At 68.8% G+C, this 21318-nt stretch carries 21 protein-coding genes; 15 read left to right on the forward strand and 6 right to left on the reverse strand.

All coding sequences use genetic code 11. The features are described from left to right. Positions 1-161: 161 nt before the first annotated feature. Positions 162-1250, forward strand: a complete 1089-nt coding sequence (locus L593_RS08380; protein WP_020446522.1) for a TrmB family transcriptional regulator — start codon at positions 162-164, stop codon at positions 1248-1250. A 12-nt stretch (positions 1251-1262) separates the two neighbouring features. On the opposite strand, the gene hisA is transcribed toward L593_RS08380, so the two are convergent. After that, positions 1263-2003, reverse strand: a complete 741-nt coding sequence (hisA, locus tag L593_RS08385; RefSeq protein WP_020446523.1) for a 1-(5-phosphoribosyl)-5-[(5-phosphoribosylamino)methylideneamino]imidazole-4-carboxamide isomerase — start codon at positions 2001-2003, stop codon at positions 1263-1265. Between the two features lie 313 nt (positions 2004-2316). Here hisA and L593_RS08390 point away from each other — a divergent pair, with 313 nt between their 5' ends. The 3 genes from L593_RS08390 to L593_RS08400 all read left to right on the forward strand — a co-directional run bounded on the left by L593_RS08390 (position 2317) and on the right by L593_RS08400 (position 5793). After that, positions 2317-4110, forward strand: coding sequence for a methyl-accepting chemotaxis protein (locus L593_RS08390; protein WP_049893996.1), 1794 nt, complete (start codon positions 2317-2319; stop codon positions 4108-4110). A 212-nt stretch (positions 4111-4322) separates the two neighbouring features. Further along, positions 4323-4733, forward strand: coding sequence for a hypothetical protein (locus tag L593_RS08395; RefSeq protein WP_187292608.1), 411 nt, complete (start codon positions 4323-4325; stop codon positions 4731-4733). 64 nt (positions 4734-4797) lie between these two features. Further along, positions 4798-5793 (forward strand): NAD-dependent epimerase/dehydratase family protein, encoded by a 996-nt coding sequence (locus L593_RS08400; protein WP_020446526.1) that lies wholly within the window; start codon positions 4798-4800, stop codon positions 5791-5793. Between the two features lie 10 nt (positions 5794-5803). Here the strand turns inward: L593_RS08400 and cgi121 are convergent, their stop codons facing one another. Together cgi121 and L593_RS08410 are read right to left on the reverse strand one after the other, a co-directional pair. Beyond that, the gene (cgi121, locus tag L593_RS08405; RefSeq protein ID WP_020446527.1) at positions 5804-6355 is read right to left on the reverse strand and encodes a KEOPS complex subunit Cgi121; all 552 of its coding nucleotides are present in this window, start codon (positions 6353-6355) and stop codon (positions 5804-5806) included. A gap of 52 nt (positions 6356-6407) precedes the next feature. After that, a complete protein-coding gene (locus L593_RS08410) occupies positions 6408-8954 on the reverse strand; it encodes an ATP-dependent DNA helicase (protein ID WP_020446528.1) in 2547 nt (848 codons plus the stop codon). A gap of 424 nt (positions 8955-9378) precedes the next feature. On the opposite strand from L593_RS08410, the gene L593_RS08415 reads away from it, so the two are divergent. The 4 genes from L593_RS08415 (at position 9379) to L593_RS08430 (ending at position 11825) form a co-directional block, all read left to right on the forward strand. Next, positions 9379-10032 carry an HAD family hydrolase gene (locus L593_RS08415; RefSeq protein WP_020446529.1) on the forward strand — a complete coding sequence of 218 codons (654 nt, stop codon included), beginning with the start codon at positions 9379-9381 and terminating at the stop codon, positions 10030-10032. 112 nt (positions 10033-10144) lie between these two features. Further along, the gene (locus L593_RS08420; protein WP_020446530.1) at positions 10145-10516 is read left to right on the forward strand and encodes a hypothetical protein; all 372 of its coding nucleotides are present in this window, start codon (positions 10145-10147) and stop codon (positions 10514-10516) included. A 93-nt stretch (positions 10517-10609) separates the two neighbouring features. Further along, positions 10610-11239 (forward strand): FkbM family methyltransferase, encoded by a 630-nt coding sequence (locus L593_RS08425; protein WP_020446531.1) that lies wholly within the window; start codon positions 10610-10612, stop codon positions 11237-11239. A gap of 55 nt (positions 11240-11294) precedes the next feature. Beyond that, positions 11295-11825, forward strand: a complete 531-nt coding sequence (locus L593_RS08430) for a DUF1349 domain-containing protein (RefSeq protein ID WP_020446532.1) — start codon at positions 11295-11297, stop codon at positions 11823-11825. A gap of 74 nt (positions 11826-11899) precedes the next feature. On the opposite strand, the gene L593_RS15990 is transcribed toward L593_RS08430, so the two are convergent. Then, positions 11900-12070, reverse strand: a complete 171-nt coding sequence (locus L593_RS15990) for a hypothetical protein (protein WP_020446533.1) — start codon at positions 12068-12070, stop codon at positions 11900-11902. A 219-nt stretch (positions 12071-12289) separates the two neighbouring features. Here L593_RS15990 and L593_RS08435 point away from each other — a divergent pair, with 219 nt between their 5' ends. The 4 genes from L593_RS08435 (at position 12290) to L593_RS08450 (ending at position 16701) form a co-directional block, all read left to right on the forward strand. Continuing rightward, positions 12290-12961, forward strand: a complete 672-nt coding sequence (locus tag L593_RS08435; RefSeq protein ID WP_020446534.1) for an SCO family protein — start codon at positions 12290-12292, stop codon at positions 12959-12961. Beyond that, on the forward strand, positions 12958-13482 hold the full coding sequence (locus tag L593_RS08440) for a TlpA disulfide reductase family protein (protein WP_020446535.1): 525 nt from the start codon (positions 12958-12960) through the stop codon (positions 13480-13482). The genes L593_RS08435 and L593_RS08440 overlap by 4 nt, the downstream gene beginning before the upstream one ends. A 1-nt stretch (position 13483) precedes the next feature. Beyond that, positions 13484-14140, forward strand: a complete 657-nt coding sequence (locus L593_RS08445) for a cytochrome c biogenesis protein CcdA (protein ID WP_020446536.1) — start codon at positions 13484-13486, stop codon at positions 14138-14140. A 182-nt stretch (positions 14141-14322) separates the two neighbouring features. Next, positions 14323-16701: a cation-translocating P-type ATPase gene (locus L593_RS08450; RefSeq protein ID WP_020446537.1), complete on the forward strand. Its 2379-nt coding sequence runs from the start codon at positions 14323-14325 to the stop codon at positions 16699-16701. 73 nt (positions 16702-16774) lie between these two features. On the opposite strand, the gene L593_RS08455 is transcribed toward L593_RS08450, so the two are convergent. Continuing rightward, positions 16775-17095, reverse strand: a complete 321-nt coding sequence (locus L593_RS08455; RefSeq protein WP_049893998.1) for a hypothetical protein — start codon at positions 17093-17095, stop codon at positions 16775-16777. Positions 17096-17214: 119 nt separating this feature from the next. Between L593_RS08455 and L593_RS08460 the strand changes: the two genes are divergently transcribed. Then, the gene (locus L593_RS08460; RefSeq protein ID WP_020446539.1) at positions 17215-17748 is read left to right on the forward strand and encodes a cob(I)yrinic acid a,c-diamide adenosyltransferase; all 534 of its coding nucleotides are present in this window, start codon (positions 17215-17217) and stop codon (positions 17746-17748) included. A gap of 347 nt (positions 17749-18095) precedes the next feature. Here L593_RS08460 and L593_RS08465 read toward each other — a convergent pair whose 3' ends face one another. Next, the gene (locus L593_RS08465; RefSeq protein WP_020446540.1) at positions 18096-18977 is read right to left on the reverse strand and encodes a hypothetical protein; all 882 of its coding nucleotides are present in this window, start codon (positions 18975-18977) and stop codon (positions 18096-18098) included. Positions 18978-19182: 205 nt separating this feature from the next. Here L593_RS08465 and L593_RS08470 point away from each other — a divergent pair, with 205 nt between their 5' ends. Both L593_RS08470 and L593_RS08475 read left to right on the forward strand, forming a co-directional pair. Continuing rightward, positions 19183-19974 carry a 2-oxo acid dehydrogenase subunit E2 gene (locus L593_RS08470; RefSeq protein ID WP_020446541.1) on the forward strand — a complete coding sequence of 264 codons (792 nt, stop codon included), beginning with the start codon at positions 19183-19185 and terminating at the stop codon, positions 19972-19974. 121 nt (positions 19975-20095) lie between these two features. Then, the gene (locus L593_RS08475) at positions 20096-21094 is read left to right on the forward strand and encodes a S49 family peptidase (RefSeq protein ID WP_020446542.1); all 999 of its coding nucleotides are present in this window, start codon (positions 20096-20098) and stop codon (positions 21092-21094) included. Positions 21095-21318: the final 224 nt, after the last annotated feature.

Below are 21318 nucleotides of genomic sequence, written 5' to 3' on the forward strand. Positions count from 1 at the left end.
CCGTCCGGATCCGCCACAGCGGGAGGGCAGCGCGGCCTGCCCGATCCGCCCGCTTGGTTCGGGGCGGATCGAGCTACTGCAGACTCGGTGTACACTCATTCGAGTGGACCGATGCAGCCCGTCGAGAAAACTTTTTCTAATAGTAAAAGAAAGACAGTTCAATGGCTTCGGATCGGCTCCGCGACGCGCTCGCCGACCTCGGGCTCTCTCGCACCGAGATCGACGCGTACCTCGTCGTGCTCGAGGGTGGTGAGGCGACCATGCGGACGGTCTCGGAGCGCGCGGACGTCTCCCAGAGCTACGTCTACGAGATCGCCGGCGAACTCGCCGACAGGGGCCTCATCACCGTCGACGAGAGCGTGACGCCGACGATGCTCCGGGCGCGACCGCCCGCCGAAGCAGTCGAGGCCCTCTCGACCCGGCTCTCGGCGTTCGAGCGGGCGGCGAGCGAGCGATACGCCGCGACCGGCACCGAGGACGCCGGCTTCGAGACGATCCGCTCGGCGCGGACGGTCCGCCGACGGATCGAGCGACAGATCGAGCGGGCCGAGGAGGAACTGTACCTCGTGCTCCCCGCGAGCGAACTGGGGAACCTCCGCGACCTGCTGATCGAGGCACGGGCCCGTGGCGTCACCGTCTACTGCATGCTCACCGCTCCGGAGCCCGACACCGCATTCGAGGGCAACCGTCCAGCGACCGACTGGGCGACCGTCGTGCGAACGTGGGACGGCACGCCACCGATGCTGGTGCTCCGGGACGGGTCCGGCGGCGTCATGGGTGCCCACGGGCTCCTCACGCCTGGCTCGGACGAACTCGACCACGCGGTCGCGTTCGGGCAACCGGAGGTCGCCGGCGCGTTCTACGGCTCCTCGCTCGGGAACGTCTGGCCGATGGGGAACCAGCGGGCCGTGGCGGAACCGCCTGCATTGCCCGCCCGGTTCGACTTCTTCCGATCCGGCGTGACCGCGGCCGCGATTCACTGGCAGGCGGGAACGGAGCTACTCGCTGACGTGGTCGTCGTCGACGGCGACGGTGGCGGACAGCGAGAACTGACCGACGTGCCGGTGATCGGCGTCCGCCAGAGCATGGTGGAGCCGACCGAGGCCGCATTCCCTGTCGAGAGTGCCCTCCAGTTGGCGACGGACGAGGGCGACATTTCCGTCGGCGGCCTCTCCGGGGGTTTCGGTGCCTACCACGAGCCGTTCGCGGCGAACGCCGTGACGCTCCGTCGCGCGGACGCCAGCCGCTAGTGCTGGCAGTGCTCAGTCCTCCGCGTCGAGCGCAGCCAGCGCCGCTTCGAGCGTGAACTCGCCCTCGTAGAGTGCGCTGCCGACGACGACCGACGCGGCGCCGGCCTCCCGCAACGCGAGCACGTCGTCGATCGTCGCGACGCCGCCGCTGGCGATCACCGGGATCGAGACGGCGTCGACGAGGTCGGCGACCGGTTCGGTGCGGACGCCCTCGAGCTTCCCCTCGACGTCGACGTTCGTGAAGAGGATGCCCGTGGCGCCGAGGTCGGCGTAGCGCTGGGCGGCCTCGGCGGGTGCGAGACCGGTACCCTCCGTCCAGCCCTCGACGACGACCTCGCCGTCCTTCGCGTCGAGGCTGACGACGACGCTGTCGGGACGGCGCTCGCTGATCGCCGCGACGATATCGGGGTCCTCCACGGCCGCGGTTCCCAGGATGACGCGATCGATCCCGAGGTCGAGCAGTTCGACCGCGTCGTCGACGGTCCTGATCCCGCCGCCGAGCTGGACGGTAACCGTCTCGGGCACGGTCTCGACGATCCGCTCGACGGCGTCGGCGTTGATCCGCTCGCCCTCGAAGGCGCCGTCGAGGTCTACCAGGTGGAGCGTCGTCGCTCCCTGGTCGAGCCAGCGCTCGGCGGCCTCGACCGGATCGCCGTAGCGGCGGTCGGTCCCACGCTCGCCCTGGACCAGCTGGACGACTTCGCCGTCCCGGAGGTCCACCGCCGGGACGACGGTGAACGCGTCGGTCGTCATGGTTCGGATCGGGTGGGCCTGGGGCGTATCGCTTTCGCTCCCGGTCGGGGGCGCTAGCACAATCCTGTGTGGGTAGGCCGCTGCGGTATCGAGAATCTGTAGGCCAGCCAGGTATCGCGAGTCTGCAGTCCAGCCAGGTTTCGCGAGTCTGCTGCCCCACAGGCCAGCGAACGCTCGCAGAATCATTCACTGATATGTACTGTAATACTATCCAACGGTGGAAAATAATCCAGCACCTCGTCGTTGTATCTAGGAAGAAATTCGAGTAAACCACCAATACGTTTTATCTGGTTTCCGCTGGAAGCCAGGTACCATGACTTCGGCCCTTCGGGTGCTCACGCCACCGGTCCTCGCGATCGTCGGCGTCGTCGCCGGCTGTCTCCTCGCGGTCTGGGCTGGGACCATCGCGCTCACTGGTGGCTCGATCACGCTGACGAACCTCGCCGTGCTCGCCGGTGGGCAACTCGCCGTGGTTACCGTGGGCCTGGCGGTCGCAACGACCGTACCGCGAGGCAAACTCGAGCCGCTCGAGCAGGCTGCCCGCGACCTCCAGCGTGGCGATCGCCCAGCCGACCTCCCCACGGATCGCGACGACGAGGTCGGTCAGGTCGCGGCGGCGATGGCGTCACTCACTGCCGATCTCGCCGACGCCGAGCAGCGGGTGGTGCGCGCCGAGCGCCGGGCCGAGGATCGCGCTGCGGAGCTCACGGCCCTGTCGGAGGCGCTCTCAGCCCACGCCGAGGCGTTCGAGGCCGCCATGGATCGAGCGGCTGCGGGCGACCTGACGACCCGCATCGAGGCCGAGGCCGACGACGACCGTCTCGCGACGCTCGCCGGCGAGTTCGACGCGATGCTCGCCGAGATCGAACGAACGATCGACCGGCTCAAGCGCTTCTCGAACGACGTCGCGATTCACGGCGAAGAGGTCACCGCGAGCGCGGCGGAGGTCCAGCACGCCAGCGAGCAGGTTTCGACATCCGTCCAGGAGATCTCCGAGACGACCGAGACGCAGTCGCGGACGTTCGAGCGGGTCGCCGAGCGGATCGACGAACTCGCCGACGCCACCGAGTCGATCGCCGTCCGGGCGGAGACCGTCTCCCGCGTGGCCGAGCGGACCGCGGAGACCGGCCAGCGTGGGCAGGAGGCCGCACGGGACGCCGCGATGGCGATGGAGTCGATCGACGCGAGTTCCGCCAGCGCGACGGAGGAGATGGCGGACCTGGAGGCACTGGTCGACGAGATCGACGAGGTCGCGGAGTTCATCTCCGAGGTCGCGGAGGAGGTCAACGTCCTCGCGCTCAACGCGAACATCGAGGCATCTCGGTCGGCCGCCGACGCGAACGAGGGCTTCGCCGTCGTCGCGAAGGAGGTCAAGGACCTCGCCGCGGAGACGAAGTTCTCCGCCCAGCGCATCGAGAACCTCGTCGGCGAGGTGAAGGTCCAGACCGAACTCGCCGCCTCGGAGGTGCAATCGACCAGGGACGCCGTGACGGAGGGCCGCGATACCGTCGAGGAAGCGATCGACGCCCTCGCGGAGATCGCCGACTACGCCGACGAGACCCACGAGGGCGTCCTCGCGATCTCGGAGGCGACCGACGAGCAGACCTCGGCGACGGACGACGTCGTCTCGATGGTCGACCACGCCGCGAAGCTCAGCCGCGAGGTGGACGCCGAGGCCGGCACCGTCGCCGCGGCCGCCGAGCAACAAACCAGCGCCCTCACCGAGGTCTCCCACGGCACGGGCCAACTCTCGACGGAGGCCCAGTCGCTTCGGGACGCGCTCGATCGCTTTCAAACGGCCGTGGAACCCGAGGAGGCGAGCCGTGGCTGGCTCCCCGAGGCGTCGACGGCGGGCGAGGGCCCGCGAGCCAGCGACCAGCCCGCTCCGCTGCAGTCCGGTGGCGCCCGGTCGGCGGCACCGAACGCTGCGTCCCGAAACGAAGCCGGTGGCGGTCCCGACGGCGACGAGCGGACCGCCGCGTCGACCGACGCTCCCGATCGAACGACGGCCGCCGACGGCGACGAGCAGGACGCTGCGTCGTCCGACGGAGACTGGCCCGGCGCGTGGGAGCCGACGGTGGAACCGGCAACGCACGACGAGCAGTGACTGGACCGGGCAGTTCCAGACGTCACTGCTCGTCCGCGGACGGATAGCGACGCCACCGATGCTGTCGAGTCCCCCGCGACGCGACGTTCGCACAGCAGACTGTCGCATTCAAGACGGATGCCCAGTTTGAAAGGGGGATTCTTGCGTCATTGCTTCACGATCGGCGAATTACGGGGGGAACGATCGCGATAATTGTCCGAACCTCTACGTACGTGGGGTCCCCCGCCGAATCGGAGGCTGTGATCGAGGAGGCACTGCCTGCCGACTGGGAGCGCGAGCGACGACCCGGCGGCGTCGACACCGATCGTCGCCCGTCCTTCGTGGCGTTCCGTCACAGCTCAGGCGACGTACGGGTCCGGATCGCGCCACCGAACCCAGAACTCGACCGACACGCCCACCTCCTCACCGTGACACTCTATCCCGGCACGGAACTCGCGACGACCAGCGAGGTGCGATCCGTCACGAGCGAGGACCGCGTCGCCGACCTCGCCGTCGACTGGATGAAGCTCTTCGACGGTGCCTACGACGGCCCCGGCGACGTCGAGCGGGCGGCCCAGTTCGCGATCGAGCGGATCGCGCCGCCGGACGTCGTGCTCGACTCGCTGGTGAACGACGACGAGTGAGCCTCGCGTGCGGGTTGGCCGACTCCCGCGGAATCCCTTTGCTTCCGGGTCCACTCTGTAGCCCATGGAATACTTCGTCACTGGCGGGACCGGCTTTCTCGGCGGCCACGTGACGCAACAGCTGGTTGCGGACGGGCACGACGTCGTGGCGCTCGCCCGATCGCCAGCGGACGCCGACGACCTCCGCGACCTGGGCGTCGACGTCGTACAGGGCGACGTCACGGATCGCGAGACCCTCCGCGAGCCGATGTCGGGCGTCGACGGAGTCTTCCACGTCGCTGCCATGTACCGCCTCGGCGTCGACGATCCCGCTACGATGCGCGACGTCAACGTCGAGGGGACCCGCAACGTCCTGGACCTCGTCGCGGCGCTGGATCTCCCGAAGGCCGTCTACACCTCCACGCTCGCCGTGAACTCCGACACGAACGGGGAGCTGGTCGACGAGTCCTATCGCTTCGAGGGGACCCACCTGTCGGCGTACGATCGGACGAAGGCCGAGGCCCACGACGTCGCGATGGCACTCGCGGCGGACGGCGTGCCGATCGTGACGGTCATGCCTGGGGCGATCTACGGTCCGGGCGACACCAGCCAGCTCGGCGGCATCTGGCGGGACTACCTGCGCGGTGAGTTCCCGGCGGTCCCCCGACGGACAGCCTGGTGCTTCTCCCACGTCGACGACGCGGCCCGGGCACACCTGCTGGCGATGGAACGGGGCGAACCCGACGAGGCCTACATCGTGGCGGGCCACCCGATGACGCTCGTGGAGGTCCTCTCGGTTGCGGAGGAACTGACGGGAATCCCCGCGCCGCGTTCGGTATCGCCGGCGTGGTTCCGGTTGGCGTCTCGCCTCGCGGGGCTCCTCGAGCGCGCGGTCACGTTGCCACCCGACTACCGTGCCGAACCGTTGCGGGTCCTCGGCGGTGCGACATACCTCGGCGACGACCGGAAAGCACGCGAGGAACTCGGCGTCGAGCACCGGTCCTTCGAGGCGGGATTCGCCGAGGCGCTCGACGCGATGGCGAGGGAAGAGGAGGTCGACGTCACGGTCGATCGTCCCTGAGGTCTCGTTGCTACCGCTCGACGGCGAGCAGCGCCACCCGCTCCCTGACGAGCGTCGCGAGGTCGGCGTCGCTGGCGGCGAGTTCGGCCTCGTCGATCCCGAAGAACGACCGGAGCCGCTCGGGATCGCCGAGTTCGGCACCGCGTTTCAGGTCGGCGGGCTCGATCAGGTCGCGGACGGCGTCCGCAGCCGCCGTCTCGGCTGCCCGGACGTCGCCCTCGCTCCCACTCACGCCGTCCGCATCGATATCGTCGTCGAGTCTGGCGACGAGCACGACGACCGGCGTTCGTCCCTCGGCGACGCCCAGTTTCAATGCGACCTCGATCTGGCGGGTGCCGGCGGCGTAGCAGAGCACCTCGACGGCCGGATCGCGTGCGATCGCCTCGCCGCGATCGATCGCGCGGCGGGCCGTCCGCAAAGCGTGGTCGAGGTGTCCCCTGCTGGCGACGTAGCGGGCGTCGAACGCCTGGACGACGCAGCCGTGCTCCTCCCCGATCGCGGTGAGGGACTCGAGAAACGCGTCGAGGTCCTCGACGTCGGCGTAGCCCTCGACGAGTCTCACGACTGGCCACCTCGACGCGGTAGCTGGCGGGCCCGCCGATCGCCGCGCTCGGTCACGAGAAGTCACCCAGGTTCGCCTGGTCGCCGTTGGCGTCGTCGTCGGCGCTGGCGTCCGGTCCGCCGCCGCTTCCGCCCGATCCGCTCGCTGCCTCCACGCTCGCCTCCGCGTCCTCGTCCGGTTCGACGGCCTCCATCGAGGCGTCCTCTCGCCCGGCGTTCTCGAGGATGGTCTCCGCGGTCGCCTCGCGGCCACGGAGGGCACCGAGAATCACGCTCTTGTCCGCCGTCCGGAGCGCCTCCCGGTTCTCGATCCCGGCGCGATAGAGCCGCCGCGCCCGCTTGCGACCGACGCCCCGTACCCCGACGAGTTCGAGGAGTTCGTCCTTCACGCCGTGCTGGACGCGCATCCTGGCCTCCCGGACGTCGTCGACGACCGGCGCGCCGAGTTCCGCGACGATCTCCTCGGTCGCGCCGAGCAGCCACTCGGCGGTGTCGACCTTCGAGCGGATGTCGCCGGGGCCGACGCCGTAGCGGTTCGTGATCTTGTCCTCGTCGAGTTCCTCCGCCCAGTCCTCCAGCAGTTTCGCGGTCTTGAGCGCCGACAGCCAGTGCTCGAAGCGGTCCTCCTCGTACTCGCTCGGTGCGGCGCCCAGTAGCTCCGTCTCGTGCTCGTAGTAGAGTTCGCTGTAGGTCTCGCGATCGCCCGAGCGGAGGTACAGTTCGTACATGTCCGGTGTGCGCGAGACGAGGTGGTACAACGCGAGCGGGGTGAGGGGCACGTCGTCGGCGTAGGTCGGGCCGGCGTCCTCGGCCGGTTCGGTCGCTGCTTCTACGTCATTCTCGGCGCCATCAGCCGCGTCGTCACCGGCAGTGGCGGAATCGACGAGTTCGCTGGCCGGCGTGAATCCGCCGCTGGCGCTCTCCTCGTTGAGCGCGGCCTCGGCGTCGTCGAGCGGGACCTCCTCACTGGTTTCGTCGCGGCGTTCTGCCGCCGAATCTCCCGACGCACTCCCGTCGTCGACCACCAGCGCGTGCTCGATGCCGTCGACGATCGTCGCGGCGCTCATCGGGTCGAGGTAGAGCCGCGAGACGGTGTGTCCGAGGTTGGTCGCCGTGAGCGTTCCGCCGTCCCGCTCGAGGAAGTCGTTGCGCTGGAGGTAGACGAGGACGTCCTCGACCACGCGCCCGATGCGGCCGGCCTCGCTGGTCTGGCTGGCGTAGAGCGTTTCTTCGAGGAAGGAGAGGAGCTCCTCTCTGGAGCGGGCGAACCCGGAGGCGACCGTCGCGAGGACGTGGGTCCGGAGCGCGGGCTCGGCGGCGAGCTTCGACTGCACTGGCTCCGGATCGGCCTCGACGTAGCGATCGAACAGTTCGTCGAGTTCGTCGTGGCCCTTCGCGAGCAGGAGCGCCTCGCCGTAGGGGTCCATGCCCGGCCGGCCCGCCCGGCCCATCATCTGGTGGACCTCGAGGACGGGCAGGGGCTGCATCCCGCCGGCGTTCCCGTCGAAGCGCCGCCAATCTCGGACGACGACCCGGCGGCTCGGGGTGTTCACGCCCGCCGCGAGCGTGGGGGTCGCGGAAACGACCTTCACGAGCCGATCGCGGAACGCGTCCTCGACGAGGCTGCGGTGCTCGCTCGCGAGCCCGGCGTGGTGGAAGGCCGCGCCCTTCGCGACGGCGTCGGCGAGGTCGTCGCTGGTCTCGGTGTCGCTGACGTCCCGGATCTCCTCGGCGAGCGTGGCGAGTTTGGCGCGTTCCTCGGGTTCCAGATTCGGTTCGACGACGGAGCCGAGTCGCCCCGCCGCCGCCTCGGCGTTCCGCCTGGAGTTGACGAACACCAGCGTCGAACCGCCGTCCTCCAGGGTGTCCCGGACGATCGCACCGGTCGCGGACTCGCTGGCCCCGACGGGAAGCTCTTCGCGCGTGTGGCCCTCCTCGCCGTCGTCGAAGTGCGCCGCGCCGCCGTAGTGCACGCCCATCCGGAGGTCGATCGGGCGCCAGTCCGTGTCGACGAGTTCGGCGTCCAGCCACTCGGCGATCGCGTCGGCGTTGTCGATCGTCGCGGAGAGGGCGACGATCTGTGCGCCGGGGTTCAGCTGGCGGAGCTTTGCGAGGGTGACTTCCAATGTCGGGCCGCGCTCGGGGTCGTCGATCAGGTGGACCTCGTCGGAGACGACGCAGCCGAGGTTCTCGATCCAGGAGGCCCCGTTGCGCACGAGCGAGTCCACCTTCTCCGAGGTCGCGACGATCAGGTCCTTGCTCGCGAGCCACTCGCCGCTGGCCTCGTAGTTCCCGGTGGAGACGCCGACGTCGATGCCCAGCGCCTCCAGCTGCTCGAACTCCGCGGCCTTCTCGCTGGCCAGTGCCCGGAGTGGGACGATGTAGAGCGCCGTCCCGCCGCGGTCGATCGCCGAGATCATCGCGAGTTGGGCGATCAGCGTCTTCCCGCTCGCGGTCGGCACGCTCGCGACGAGGTTATCCCCTTGCGTGACGCCCGCCTCGACCGCCTCCGCTTGCGGCGGGTACAGCGAGTCGATCCCGTCCTCGCGCAGTAGCTCGGCGGCGCCGGTTGGCAACTCCGGGATCGTCTCGACGTCCATTCGGGCCGAGGTAGGCGCGTGTTCCGGGTTAGGGTTTCGGATGCGTGGTCGGGTGAATTCGGGTGGTGGGCCTGGATTTCGTATCGCGGATAGTGGTTCATCGGCTGCCGCGCCCGTACTCCCCGAGACCGCATCTGCAACAGCCGCTTCGAACGCCCTCGGCGGTCTCGCGGTCACTCGCCGGCACATCCCGCCGCTCTCCGCACCGCCCGCGGCGCGATTGGGCCGCCCGAGCGATCGCGACAGGAGCGGTCGGCTCGGCCGACCGCCTGCACCTGGCGGCTTCACCGCCACGCACGCCTCGCCCTTTCAGTACACCAGGGCCGGCAGGTAGTCGAGCGGCTGTCTCGGGTGGCTGTTCCCCTGCCTGCCCCCGAGCCGATCCCAAACCGCTCAAGCAGCCTCGGCCCCAACCTGCATTCGAATGGGGTACGACGCGGTCGTCTTCGACAACGACGGGGTGCTCGTCGAGCCAACTGACTGGGACGTGATCCGGGCGGCCATCCGGGAGGCCTTCAACGAGGTCGGGGTGGTCGAGCCTGCCGACGAGCACGTCGAGCGGCTGATCGGCGTCACGGTCGACGACGTCCACGCCGTCGCCGATGCCTACGATCTCGACCCCCACGAGCTGTGGGAGGCTCGCGACACCGCAGGCTCGCGGCACCAGTCCGAACTGGTTCGGAACGGTGGGAAGAGCCTCTTCCCCGACGTCGCTGCCCTCTCGCGGATCTCGCGCCCGATGGGGGTCGTCTCGAACAACCAGCACGCGACCGTCGAGACGATCGTCGACCACTACGAACTCGAGGAGCACTTCGATGTCGTCTACGGCCGGCAGCCGACGATCGAGGACGTCGCGAACAAGAAGCCCGAACCGTTCTACCTGAACAAGGCGCTCGACGAGATCGGTGTCGAGGACGCGATCTACGTTGGGGACAGCGTCAAGGACATCGAGGTGGCGCGCCGCGTGGGCGTCGACGCGGCGTTCGTCCGACGCTCGCACAACGACGGCGTCGAACTCCCCCACGAGCCCGAACTCGAGGTCTCCGACCTGGAGCGTCTCGCCGACGCGATCGAGTGATCGTCCGGGCCGTCACCGGGCACGTCGTACTGGCTCCTACGCCAGCTTATGTTTCGAACGATGCCACCGATTCCAGTATTCATTTCCGGGACGAGTCGGTGCTTCGTCTCGTATGCAACGACGACGTTTCCTGTCGGCGGCGACGGCAGCGACCACGGCGGCGATGGCCGGTTGTTCCGGGCTCCTCGGCGGCGACGGCGGCGGCAAGAGCGCCCCCGAACAGACGGTCGAGGATCTCTACGCGGCGATCGACGCGGGGAACGCGGAGGAGGCGCGATCCTACATCCACCCGGACGGCCCGCTCGCGGAGAACCCGGCCGTGGCCGGCTTCGGAGACGCGCACATCGCCATCGAATCGACGACGCTCGTGGAGAAGACCGATTCGCGTGCGACCGTGGAGTACGTCCTCGTCGTCAACGACGAGGAGTTGACCAACGAGCACGAACTCCGGAAGCACGAGGGCGAGTGGCTGGTCTGGGACTGACCGGCGTGGTTTCGCCTGTCGTCGACGCTGCTCCCGCGTGAGGTGCTGGCACAGGGGCCGAACGTTGAAGCCCGGGGACCTGCTCGACGCGGTATGATCGACGCGACCGAGGAGGCGACAGTTCGGACGCGCGTCCTGAACGGCGTCGCCGTCCCGAGCACCGATCTCGAGGAGGGCGTCGACACGTATCCGACCCACGAAGAAACGGTGGTGGCTGCCCTCAGACGGCACGTTCGCCGCGGGGATCGTGTGGTCGTCGTGGGCGGTGGCTGGGGCACGAGCACCGTCGTGGCGGCTCGGATGACGCACTTCGAGGGCGAGGTCACGACGTTCGAACCGGCCTCGGAGATGCTGGAGATCGTTCGACGGACCGTCGAGGTCAATCGCGTCGCCGACGTCGTCACGCTCGAGCACGCAGCGATCGGCTCGGTGTCTGACTCCAGCGAGCGGATCTTCGGCCGGGCCGACGGGGACGTCCGTCCGCCGTCGGCGATTCCGGACTGCGACGTGCTCGACGTCGACTGTGAGGGTGCCGAACTCGACGTGCTCCGCGGACTGGAGTGCCGTCCCAGACTGCTCACAGTCGAGGCGCACCCACACCTGGGCGGTTCGCACGACGAAATCGAAGCGGAGTTCGACCGACTCGGATACGAGATCGCTCACCGAGAACCGATCGCGTCCGACGACGACATCGTGAACTACGTCGCACGTCGGGATCGATAGCCCGGTTCCCCGTCCGCCGGGTTGATACCCGCAAGGCTCCGATCCAGGCCAACGCATGGACTGGTACAACGAGCCTGCCGAGTGGTCCGAAACCGACGATCGTCTCACCGTCGCCGTCGAGGGCGACACCGACTTCTGGCGGCACACGCTCCACGACTTCGTCGCCGACGACGCCCACTTCTATCACCGCGACGTGTCCGGCGATTTCACCGCGACGGTGAAGCTCACAGGGGACTACGCGGCCCAGTACGACCAGGCCGGGTTGATGGTGCGCGAGGACGAGACCACGTGGGTAAAGTGCGGCGTCGAACTCCTCGACGGCGTCCAGCAGGCCGGTGCGGTGATCACACGCGACGCGTCGGACTGGTCCGTGCTCCCGCTGGCCGAGGACCCGGACTCTGTGTGGATCCAGGTCGAGCGGATCGGTTCGGCCGTGGAAGTGTCCTACTCGCTCGACGGCGAGGCGTTCATGCTGCTCCGCCAGGGCTACCTCAGCGACGCCGAGACGCTGCGGGTCGGGCCGATGGCCGCTGCGCCCCAGGGCGAGGGGTTCGAGGTCGTCTTCGAGAACTTCTCCGTCACGTAGAGCGGGGCTGCCCTGGAGTCTCCAGGATCGGATCCAGCGCGTGCGCTCCGGAGGGCGGCGTGGTGTGACCGGTCTCAGGCCTGGACCGACGTATCGACCGTGTGGTCGATGCGAACGATCCCGTAGTTGCACTCTGCACACCGGAACTTGCGCTTCCGACCGATGTGGACCTCCGTGCGTGCGGTGAGCCAGAAGGTCCGCTCCTCGCCACACTCGGGGCACTCGAGTTCGAGTTCGTCGCTCATCGTCAGTCGTTCCGGCGCGGGACGGTTTCAACGGTTCGATTCTCGCGGCTGTAGCGCCGCCGCTCGGTCCCGCCCACCGCGCGCTCGGCGGTCTCGACGGCGGCACTTTAAGTATTGAACCACATACTGCGATACCAAATTCCTCGATCGCACGAACTGGTTCGGGCGGCGTTCGGAAACCAGACGGCCCAAATACGCTCCAGCCCGGAATTTCGTCAAATGAACCGACGAACGGTGCTGTCCCGACTCGGCGGCGCGGCAACCCTGGGAATCGCGGGCTGTCTCGGTGGCGACGGCGGTGGCGGCGACGGGAACGTCGTGCTCGACGAACCGGATCGCCAGTTCGAGAGCGCCGACGTACCCTACCCGGCCTGGGGCGAACGCGTCCCCGACGTCACCCTCCCTGCGATCCCGGGCGAATCGCCCGTCTCGGTTCGCGAACTCGACGAGCCGGCGCTGCTCACCTACTTCTACAGCAGTTGCCAGACCGTCTGTCCGGTGTTGATCTCGACGCTCCGGAACGTCCAGGCTCACGCACAGACCAACGGGTACGCCGACGAGGTGCAGTTCCTCCCCATCACGTTCGACCCCGAGCGCGACACGGCGGAGCGCCTGCAGGACTACGCCGACCAGATGAACGTCGACCTCTCGGCGGGGAACTGGCAGTTCCTCCGCCCCGAGTCTCCCGACCGGGCGAGGACCGTCGTGGACGAGCAGTTCGGCGTCGTCTTCCAGCGCACTCACCCCGAGGACATGGACATGTACATGTTCACCCACGGCGCGATGACGACGCTCGTCAACGCCGACGGCTACGTCGAGCGCGCTTACCGGTCGCAATCGCCCGATCAGGACCGAATCGTCGACGACCTTGCGACGGTGAGATCCGCGTGAGGCGACGGCAGGCGCTGGCCGCGGTCGCGGGCCTGGGGCTCACCGGCGGGAGCGCGTGGATCGCGAAAAACGGCATCCCGGGCCGGGAATCCACGGCGTCCCGGCTACCGATTACCGTCGAGACCCTCGACGCGCGTGGATCGAGCGCGGGCGAGACGCCGGTCCCGATCCCCGGCTCCGTGACCGTCGTGGATCTGTTCGCGACGTGGTGTCCGCCCTGCGACGAGCAACTCGCGATCCTCGACGACGTCCGGTCGTCGTATCCGTCCGTCGAGTTCGTCTCCGTCACGAACGAGCGCCCGAGCGACGCGCTCACCCGCGAGGACATCGCCGCGTGGTGGAACGACCACGACGGCAACTGGACGCTGGGGCTCGATCCGGGCAGCGACCTGCTCGCCGCATTCGGCGCGAGCGGGCTCCCCTACGTCGCGATCGCCGACGCAGACGGGTCGATCCGCTTCCAGGACGGTGGGCTGGTGGAGGCCGGACCCCTCCGACGGGAACTCGACGAGTTGGTCTAGCGTGGCCGAGACCGTCGTCGGTGCACTGGCGTTCGCCGCCACGGCGGGCGTGGCGACCTTCTTCGCGCCCTGCGCGTTTCCGCTCCTCCCAGGCTACGTCGGCTACTACGTCCACGAGAACGATCAGGAGACGTCGATGGTCCTGCCCGCCGGTGCGGCAGCCGGCGGGGCACTGGCCGCACTCGCCGTCGTCGCCGCCGTGGTCCTGATCGTCGGCCAGCCGGTGAAGGCCGCGCTTCCGACCCTCGAGCCGGTGATCGGCATCGGCCTCGTGGCGCTCGGGGTCGCGATCCTGCTCGGCCGATCGCCGGAGCTGCGGATCGCGCTCCCGGAACGCCCCTCGTCGGTGGTCGGCTTCGGCGTCTTCGGCGCCGCCTACGCCGTGGCCGCCGCCGGCTGCGTCGTTCCCCTGTTCGTCGGCGTCCTGACGCAGGCGCTGGGCTTCGGTATCGGGCCTGCCGCACTCGTTCTGGGGGTCTACGCACTGGCCGTCGCCGCGCCGCTGGTCGGCGTGACGCTGCTGGCGGGCGCCGGCGTCGACGAGTGGCAGCGACTGGGCAGGCACAGCGGTGCCATCCAGACGGTCGCGGCAGTCACGATGGTGCTGGCCGGCGTCTGGCAGCTGTACGTGGCGATCTTCCGGTTCGGCGCGATCTAGCGGCTCCTCCGCCGCCAGCACTGACGAGCCAGCTCGACGATCGGTGCCTCGACCGGGCCCGTCCATGACGGCGATGGCAGGTCGATTTAATAATTGGAACGCTATCCTTTGCCAAGGTTAGTCAGATTCGACCCGAATGTTCGCAGCCAAGTTAATAACAGTGTATCGGCTAGGCCGACTCGATGACTGCTGACGCTGCCGACGGCGCTGCTGGCAGGGACGACGGGGCCGCCGGTGGCGACGACGCCACCGCCGAGCTCCGGCTGTCGGTCCCCGACATGGACTGCGCCTCGTGTGCGGGCAAGGTCGAGCACGCGATCGAGGGGATCGACGGCGTCGCGGCGTTCGACACCCGCCCGACGACGGGCACGCTGAAGCTCACCTACGACTCCGCAGGGATCTCGATCGAGGAAATCGTCGCGTCGATCGAAGCGGCTGGCTACGAGGTCGTCGACGCACCGTCCGAGAGCGGCGGCGGTGCTGCCGATCGGGACGGCGACGGGGCGGACGATCACGCGACCGACGCCGCCACGGAGCAGCGCCTGCTGACGAGTTCGCGGGCGGTGAAGACCTGGATCGCCGGTGCGTTGCTCGCGATCGGTCTCGGACTCGAGTTCGTCGTCGCTGGCGCGGACCCGCAGGTCGCGACGGTGCTGGGCAGCGAACTTCACCTCGCGGACGTCCTCTTCGTCGGTGCCGTTTCGATCGGCGGGCAGGAGATCCTCCGTGGCGGCGTCGTTTCCGCCCGGCAGCGGAACCTCGACATCGACTTTCTGATGTCGACGGCGATCGTCGGCGCGCTGGTCGCGAGCGTCGGCTTCGGCGAGGCGCTGTACTTCGAGGCCGCGACGCTCGCCGTCCTGTTCTCGATCGCGGAACTGCTCGAGACCGCGTCGATGCAGCGGGCCCGCAGCTCCTTCGAGGAGCTGGTCGAACTTTCGCCAGAGGAGGCGACAGTGTGGCGTGACGGCGAGGAGGTGACGGTGCCCGTCGGTGCACTCGAAATCGGCGAGGTCGTCGTCGTGCGCCCCGGGGAGCAGGTCCCCACCGACGGCGAGGTGACCGATGGCGAGAGCGCGGTGAACCAGGCGCCGATCACGGGCGAGTCGGTGCCCGTCGACAAGACCGTCGGCGACGAGGTCTACGCCGGGACGATCAACGAGGAGGGGTATCTCGAGGTGCAGGTCACCGCCGAGGCCTCGGACACGACGCTCTCCCGCATCGTGGAGTTGGTCGAGGACGCGCAGGCGAACAAGACCGAGCGGGAGCAGTTCGTCGAGCGCTTCGCGGACTACTACACGCCCGCGGTCGTCGCGTTCGCCATCCTCGTGACGCTCGGGACGCCGTTCCTGATGGGCGTCACCTGGCCGACGGCCGTGGTGTACGGTCTCACGCTGCTCGTGCTCGCCTGCCCCTGCGCCTTCGTCATCTCGACGCCCGTCTCGGTGGTCTCGGGGATCACCAGCGCCGCGAAGAACGGGGTCCTGATCAAGGGCGGCAATCACCTCGAGGCGATGGGCGCCGTCGACGCCGTCGCCTTCGACAAGACCGGGACGCTGACGAAGGGCGCGTTGACCGTGACCGACGTCGTGCCGCTGAACGGGAACTCCCAGGAGGACGTGCTGGCGTGCGCTCACGGCCTCGAGACCCGCTCGGAGCACCCCATCGGCGAAGCGATCGTCGCGGAAGCCGGTGCGGCAGGCGTGGCGTCGGGCAATCGCGCGGTCGACGACTTCGAGTCGATCACTGGCAAGGGCGTCCGCGCAGAACTCGGTGGGACGCCCCACTTCGCGGGCAAGCCCGGTCTCTTCGACGAACTCGGCTTCGACCTGTCCCACGTCCACGCGACGACCGACGGCGGCGTTGTGACGCGGACCGCCAGGCAGATTTGTGACCGGAACAACTGCCTCGATCTCCTGGAGGAGACGGTGCCCGAACTCCAGGCCGAGGGCAAGACCGTCGTGCTCGTCGGCACCGACGACGAACTCGAGGGCGTCATCGCCGTCGCGGACGAGGTCCGCCCCGAAGCCAAGCGTACGATCGAGCGCCTGCGCGACCTCGGCGTCGACCGCACGGTGATGCTCACCGGCGACAACGAGCGGACAGCCCGCGCGATCGCCGAGCAGGTCGGGGTCGACGAGTTCCAGGCCGAACTGTTGCCCGAGGAGAAGGTCGAGGCGGTGGAGAAGCTGGATGCAGACACGGAGGGCGGCGTGGCGATGGTCGGCGACGGGATCAACGACGCGCCGGCGCTCGCGACGGCGACCGTCGGCGTCGCGATGGGCGCCGCGGGGACCGACACCGCCCTGGAGACCGCCGACGTCGCGCTGCTCTCCGACGACCTCTCGAAGCTGCCCTACCTCTACGAACTCGCCGGCGACGCGAACGGCGTCATCCGGCAGAACGTCGTGGCGAGCCTCGGCGTGAAGGCCGGATTGGCGCTCGCGGTGCCGTTCGGACTGGTGCCGATCTGGCTGGCCGTCCTGGCGGGCGATGCCGGGATGACCATCGGCGTGACCGGGAACGCGATGCGGCTGTCGCGGGTCGAGGCCGATGGGTAGCTGTCTAGCATCGACGCTTTTCAGACAGCCTTCCCCGTCTGCCGTGGACTGCTTTCTGAGCCGAGCGCGGGGCCTATATCGTCGACTTGATTCGTGTCGACTCTACGAGCGTCATTCCGCCAACGAAGAAACAAACGAGGGCGAATGCAGTGAGCTGCACTGCGACACCTATTTTCGTGCCTTCGATGGTTTGCTCAGTGAACGTGAACGAGACCATCCCGAGAGACATGACGTATCGCTGGGCAAGCACGCCGAGATCGGTGTATAGCTTGAACAGGGTATAGAAGCCGAAGAGCACTACAGCGAGACCAAACAGTCTCGTCACGCGACCCGCGAGTCGACCGGTCGCATCGCTGTATCCTGTCCCATCTCCCAGGTCTCCAACCGGTATCATAGATCCGCTTCGAAGGTTCAGAAAATAGTCGTTTGGGCTGTCGTCCAGAACTCTCCTCTTGGTAACTCGGATGGGTATTCGGCGGGACACCCAAGTGACTGCCCACCCTCCTCCCGGCCATGAAGATCTACACCGGCCGCGGCGACGAGGGGATGACCGACCTCAGGGACATGTCCCGCGTCTCGAAGACCAGCCCCCGGATCGAGGCCTACGGCACGGTCGACGAACTCAACGCCGTCGTCGGGACGGTCCGTCCCTCCGCGTTCGAGGACGTCGAGGAGGCCCTCGCCGCGGTCCAGAACCACCTCCACGTCGTGCAGGCCGACTTCGCGAACCCCGATCCCGACGAGGACGATCCGATCGTGCGGGAAGAACACGCCGACGAACTCGAAGCGTGGATCGACGAGTTTCAGGAGGAGCTGGAGCCCCTGGAATCGTTCATTTTGCCTGGGGGAAGCGAGGAGGGCGCGAAGTTGCATCAAGCGCGAGCCGTGAGTCGGCGGGCCGAGCGCCGTGCCGTGGACTTCGCATCGAAGGAGGGCGCCAACGAGGCCGCGATGGTGTACCTGAACCGGCTCTCCGATCTCCTGTTCGTAATGGCCCGGCTGGTCAATCAGCGCGAGGGCGTCGAAGAGGAGAACCCGACGTACTAGATTGGGTTTGCCGGGAAGAGAGTTACCGCTGTAAACCGCTTGGAAGCCCCCTCCCGCTCGCGCCCGCTCGGTCGCTGTGCTCCTCGGTTCGCTCGTTCCACTCGCTCACCTGCGGTGCTTGCTTCCCGAGCGAACGCGACCGGTCGGCCCCTTCCAATCCCACCCCGTGGGTCATGGGCGGGTCTAAGTGCGGTGGACCGCCGAGCAGGCTACGGCCGACTGGATTCCGAACGCGGTCGCTGGCCGGAATCCAATCGACGGGTGGGGCTTCCGTAGGCGATTGCGGTCGCGGTACCGTGTGCTGACTCGCAACTGCAGACCGATCCAGGTTCACCCGAATTCAACCCTCACTCCAGGGCGTCGAAGGTCTTCTCCGCCCACTTCACCGCGAACGGGGCCCCACGATTTCGGTAGGCCTCGGTGTCCAGCGCCGCGTACGGAGCGGGCAGTTCCAGTGCGTGCTTCACGGCAGCGCAGGCCAGTTCCGCGGCGTCGGGGAAGTCGGTCTCGCCCCGGGCCACCTCGCCGGGAAGCCCGTCGAGCCTCCCTTCGAGCCGATCGCCGGCGTCCTGCCATGCGTCGCCGAGCTTGGACAGATCCTCGTCATCGGCGCCGACCCATTCCGCGAACACGTCCCGCGTGTGGAGGCCGAGCCAGGCGTCGTACAGCGCCGCCGCGAGCTGGTAGGTTCCCGCCGGATCGAGCGGCGTGGCGTCGGCAAGCGCCGGGTAGTGCTCCCGGAAGAAGCCGAGGAAGTGTTCGGGCGGCGGGCTCGTGGACGGTGGCGATCCGGGGCCGCCGGTCTCGACAGCGCCGTCGCCCGACGCTCCCCCGTCCTCGACGCCCGGCACCGAGACATCCAGCCCCAGTTGTACCAGCGCGTGTGCGAGCAGGAAGTCGACGAAGGATTCCGGAGAGCCCTCGATCCGCGGTTTGACCAGGATCGTCGGCGGCTCGGTCTGGCGCGTCCAGACGACGCTGCCGTCGCCGGGCGCACCGATCGTGAAGTCGCTGCTGGCGTACTGTTCCAACAGTGCTGGCGAGTCCGGGGGCAGCCACGCCGCCGGGTAGCGATGCGGTTCGAGACGATCGACCAGCAGGCCGAGGTCCTCCGCGACCGCGGGATCGAGGGTCTCGAAGTCCTGCTCGGTGTCGAGGATCTGGGCGTCGGGAGCGTGGCGCTCGCGGACGGCGGCGACCGGTGCCGACAGCGCGCGCTCGCTGAACATCAGGCGACGTAGACGCCGATCAGCGCAAGCGTCAGGACCGCTGCGATCGCGACCACCGTCAGCACGATCTTCGTGGGCTCGCTCATGCGATTTGGTTGCGTGGGGGTCGTGAAACGCCTTCCGATCGGTCGGGATCGGGCGACGACGTCGACCGCGCACTCGACGGCGACACAACGGCTATGCTGCGAACCACCGAAGGGGACGTATGAACGGCGGCGACGACCGGATCGAGCCGCTGTCGCCTCGCCGTCGCGGGACGGTCGACTACATGCGGATGGCCGGCCGGCGGAGCAACGTCCACGGGCTCGTCGAGGTCGACGTCACGGACGCGAGAGCGGCGATCGACGACGCGGAGGCCGAGACGGGCGAGCCCCTCTCGTTCACCGCCTTCGTCGTCTCCTGTCTCGCCCGGGCGATCGAGGACCATCCCGACGTCAACGCGTACCGGGACTGGCGCGGGCGGGTGCACGTCTTCGAGGACGTCGACGTGAACGTGCTGGTCGAGACGACGATCGACGGCGAGCAGGTCGGCGTGCCCCACGTGCTCCGGCGCGCGAACGAGCGGTCCGTCCGGTCGATCCACGACGAGATCCGGAGCGCGCAGGCGTCCTCGGACCCGACGAACCTCTCCTGGGCCGGCAGGATCGCACTCCGACTTCCGGGTCCGATTCGCCGGCTCGTCTGGCGGCTCCCGCAGGTGTTCCCCCGGCGCTGGAAGCGCCTGGCGGGCACGGTCGCCGTGACCTCCGTCGGGATGTTCGGGGCGGGCGGCGGCTGGGCGATCAGCCCGACGAACTACACCGTGCAGTTGACCGTCGGCGGGATCGACGAGAAGCCGCGATTCGTCGACGGCGAACTCCGGAACCGCGAAATCCTCGACCTCACCGTGACCGTCGACCACGACGTCGTCGACGGTGCGGCCGCGGCCCGGTTCGGGGGGCGGCTGCGCGAACTGCTGGAGGACGCCCATGGACTGGATCCGCCGGAGGACGCGTGACTCCGTACTGACGGCGGCTTCCGTCGGTTCCACCCAGGCTTTTCTCGGGGGAGACCGTCGCTTCGAGCGTCATGCCAGCTCGACGCACGCGCAGGCGCCACCACGCAGCCGGTGATCGCGGATGAACGACACGCTCTCCGGACTCCTCGGGTTCGCGATCACGATGCTCGTCGCGGGAATCACGGCCGCCGCGGGCATCGTGCTCTTCTGGTACCTCCCGGCCTCGGGCACGGAGCTCGTCGGCATCCTGCTCGCGGTCGTCGTGACGGTGGGCGGTTTGCGGCTCGGTCGCTCGATCGCGGACGACGCACTCTCGCCGTACGACGTCGCCGAGGTCGGCGTCGAGGGGCCGATCGTCCGGGAGGACGGCGGCTCACCGCTGCCCACCGCGCCGTCGGCCGCGGACGCCGACGAGATCGTCGAGCAGATCGAGCGCGCGGACGACGACGGCGCGGTCGACGCACTCCTGCTCCACCTCAACACGCCCGGCGGCGAGGTGGTGCCCAGCGAGGACGTTCGCGCGGCCGCCGAGGCCTTCGACGGCCCCACCGTGGCCTACACCACGGATCTCTGCGCGAGCGGCGGGATGTGGATCGCGAGCGGCTGCGACGAACTATGGGCCCGGGAGGGATCGATCGTCGGCTCTGTCGGCGTCCGCTTCTCCCAGCTCCGCTTCGACGAGTTCGCCGAGGAGACGGGCATCAACTACGAGGGGATCGTCTCCGGCGAGTACAAGGACGCCGTCAGCGCGCCGTTCAAACCGCTGGAGGACGACGAGCGAGAGTACCTCCAGGGGCTCTCGGACGCGTGGTACGAGCAGTTCGTCGAGCGGGTCGCCGACGCGACGGACCTCGACGAGCAGGCCGTCAGGGACACCGAGGCGAAGGTCTACCTCGGGAGCGACGCGGCGGCGGTGGGCTTCGTCGACGAACTGGGCGACCGCGACGCCGTGGAAGCCGCGGTCGCCGAGGACCTCGACACCTCCGAGGTCACGGTCGAGCGCTTCGAGCCCCAGCGCTCCTTCCCCCGCCGTCTCCAGGGCGGCGCTGCGACGCTCGCCTACGCCTTCGGCGCCGGCCTCGCGAGCGTCGTGTCCGGCGACCGGCCGGAGATGCGATAGCCCAGTTCGTTCGACGAGGTCGCTCTCGCCCGATCGGTCACGCTCGGTCGGCCTCGATCGGATCGTCGGTTGCCCCCGATCGGATCGTCGGTTGCCCCCGATCGGATCGTCGGCTACCCCGATCGGGGCTTCGGTTGCTACCGATCGGCTCCTCGCCGACCGCGAACGAGTTACCGAGGCCGCGAGTTGGCCCGCGTGATCGCACGACGGCGGCCCGCTACCAC

Source organism: Salinarchaeum sp. Harcht-Bsk1 (assembly GCF_000403645.1).
Taxonomy (GTDB): domain Archaea; phylum Halobacteriota; class Halobacteria; order Halobacteriales; family Salinarchaeaceae; genus Salinarchaeum.

Bases quoted from the DNA above. Each gene is read 5' to 3' on its own strand.
- L593_RS08380 (WP_020446522.1), top strand. From the start codon at position 162: ATGGCTTCGGATCGGCTCCGCGACGCGCTCGCCGACCTCGGGCTCTCT.
- hisA (WP_020446523.1), bottom strand. From the start codon at position 2,003: ATGACGACCGACGCGTTCACCGTCGTCCCGGCGGTGGACCTCCGGGAC.
- L593_RS08390 (WP_049893996.1), top strand. From the start codon at position 2,317: ATGACTTCGGCCCTTCGGGTGCTCACGCCACCGGTCCTCGCGATCGTC.
- L593_RS08400 (WP_020446526.1), top strand. From the start codon at position 4,798: ATGGAATACTTCGTCACTGGCGGGACCGGCTTTCTCGGCGGCCACGTG.
- L593_RS08410 (WP_020446528.1), bottom strand. From the start codon at position 8,954: ATGGACGTCGAGACGATCCCGGAGTTGCCAACCGGCGCCGCCGAGCTA.
- L593_RS08415 (WP_020446529.1), top strand. From the start codon at position 9,379: ATGGGGTACGACGCGGTCGTCTTCGACAACGACGGGGTGCTCGTCGAG.
- L593_RS08420 (WP_020446530.1), top strand. From the start codon at position 10,145: ATGCAACGACGACGTTTCCTGTCGGCGGCGACGGCAGCGACCACGGCG.
- L593_RS08425 (WP_020446531.1), top strand. From the start codon at position 10,610: ATGATCGACGCGACCGAGGAGGCGACAGTTCGGACGCGCGTCCTGAAC.
- L593_RS08430 (WP_020446532.1), top strand. From the start codon at position 11,295: ATGGACTGGTACAACGAGCCTGCCGAGTGGTCCGAAACCGACGATCGT.
- L593_RS15990 (WP_020446533.1), bottom strand. From the start codon at position 12,070: ATGAGCGACGAACTCGAACTCGAGTGCCCCGAGTGTGGCGAGGAGCGG.
- L593_RS08435 (WP_020446534.1), top strand. From the start codon at position 12,290: ATGAACCGACGAACGGTGCTGTCCCGACTCGGCGGCGCGGCAACCCTG.
- L593_RS08450 (WP_020446537.1), top strand. From the start codon at position 14,323: ATGACTGCTGACGCTGCCGACGGCGCTGCTGGCAGGGACGACGGGGCC.
- L593_RS08455 (WP_049893998.1), bottom strand. From the start codon at position 17,095: ATGATACCGGTTGGAGACCTGGGAGATGGGACAGGATACAGCGATGCG.
- L593_RS08460 (WP_020446539.1), top strand. From the start codon at position 17,215: ATGAAGATCTACACCGGCCGCGGCGACGAGGGGATGACCGACCTCAGG.
- L593_RS08465 (WP_020446540.1), bottom strand. From the start codon at position 18,977: ATGTTCAGCGAGCGCGCGCTGTCGGCACCGGTCGCCGCCGTCCGCGAG.
- L593_RS08470 (WP_020446541.1), top strand. From the start codon at position 19,183: ATGAACGGCGGCGACGACCGGATCGAGCCGCTGTCGCCTCGCCGTCGC.
- L593_RS08475 (WP_020446542.1), top strand. From the start codon at position 20,096: ATGAACGACACGCTCTCCGGACTCCTCGGGTTCGCGATCACGATGCTC.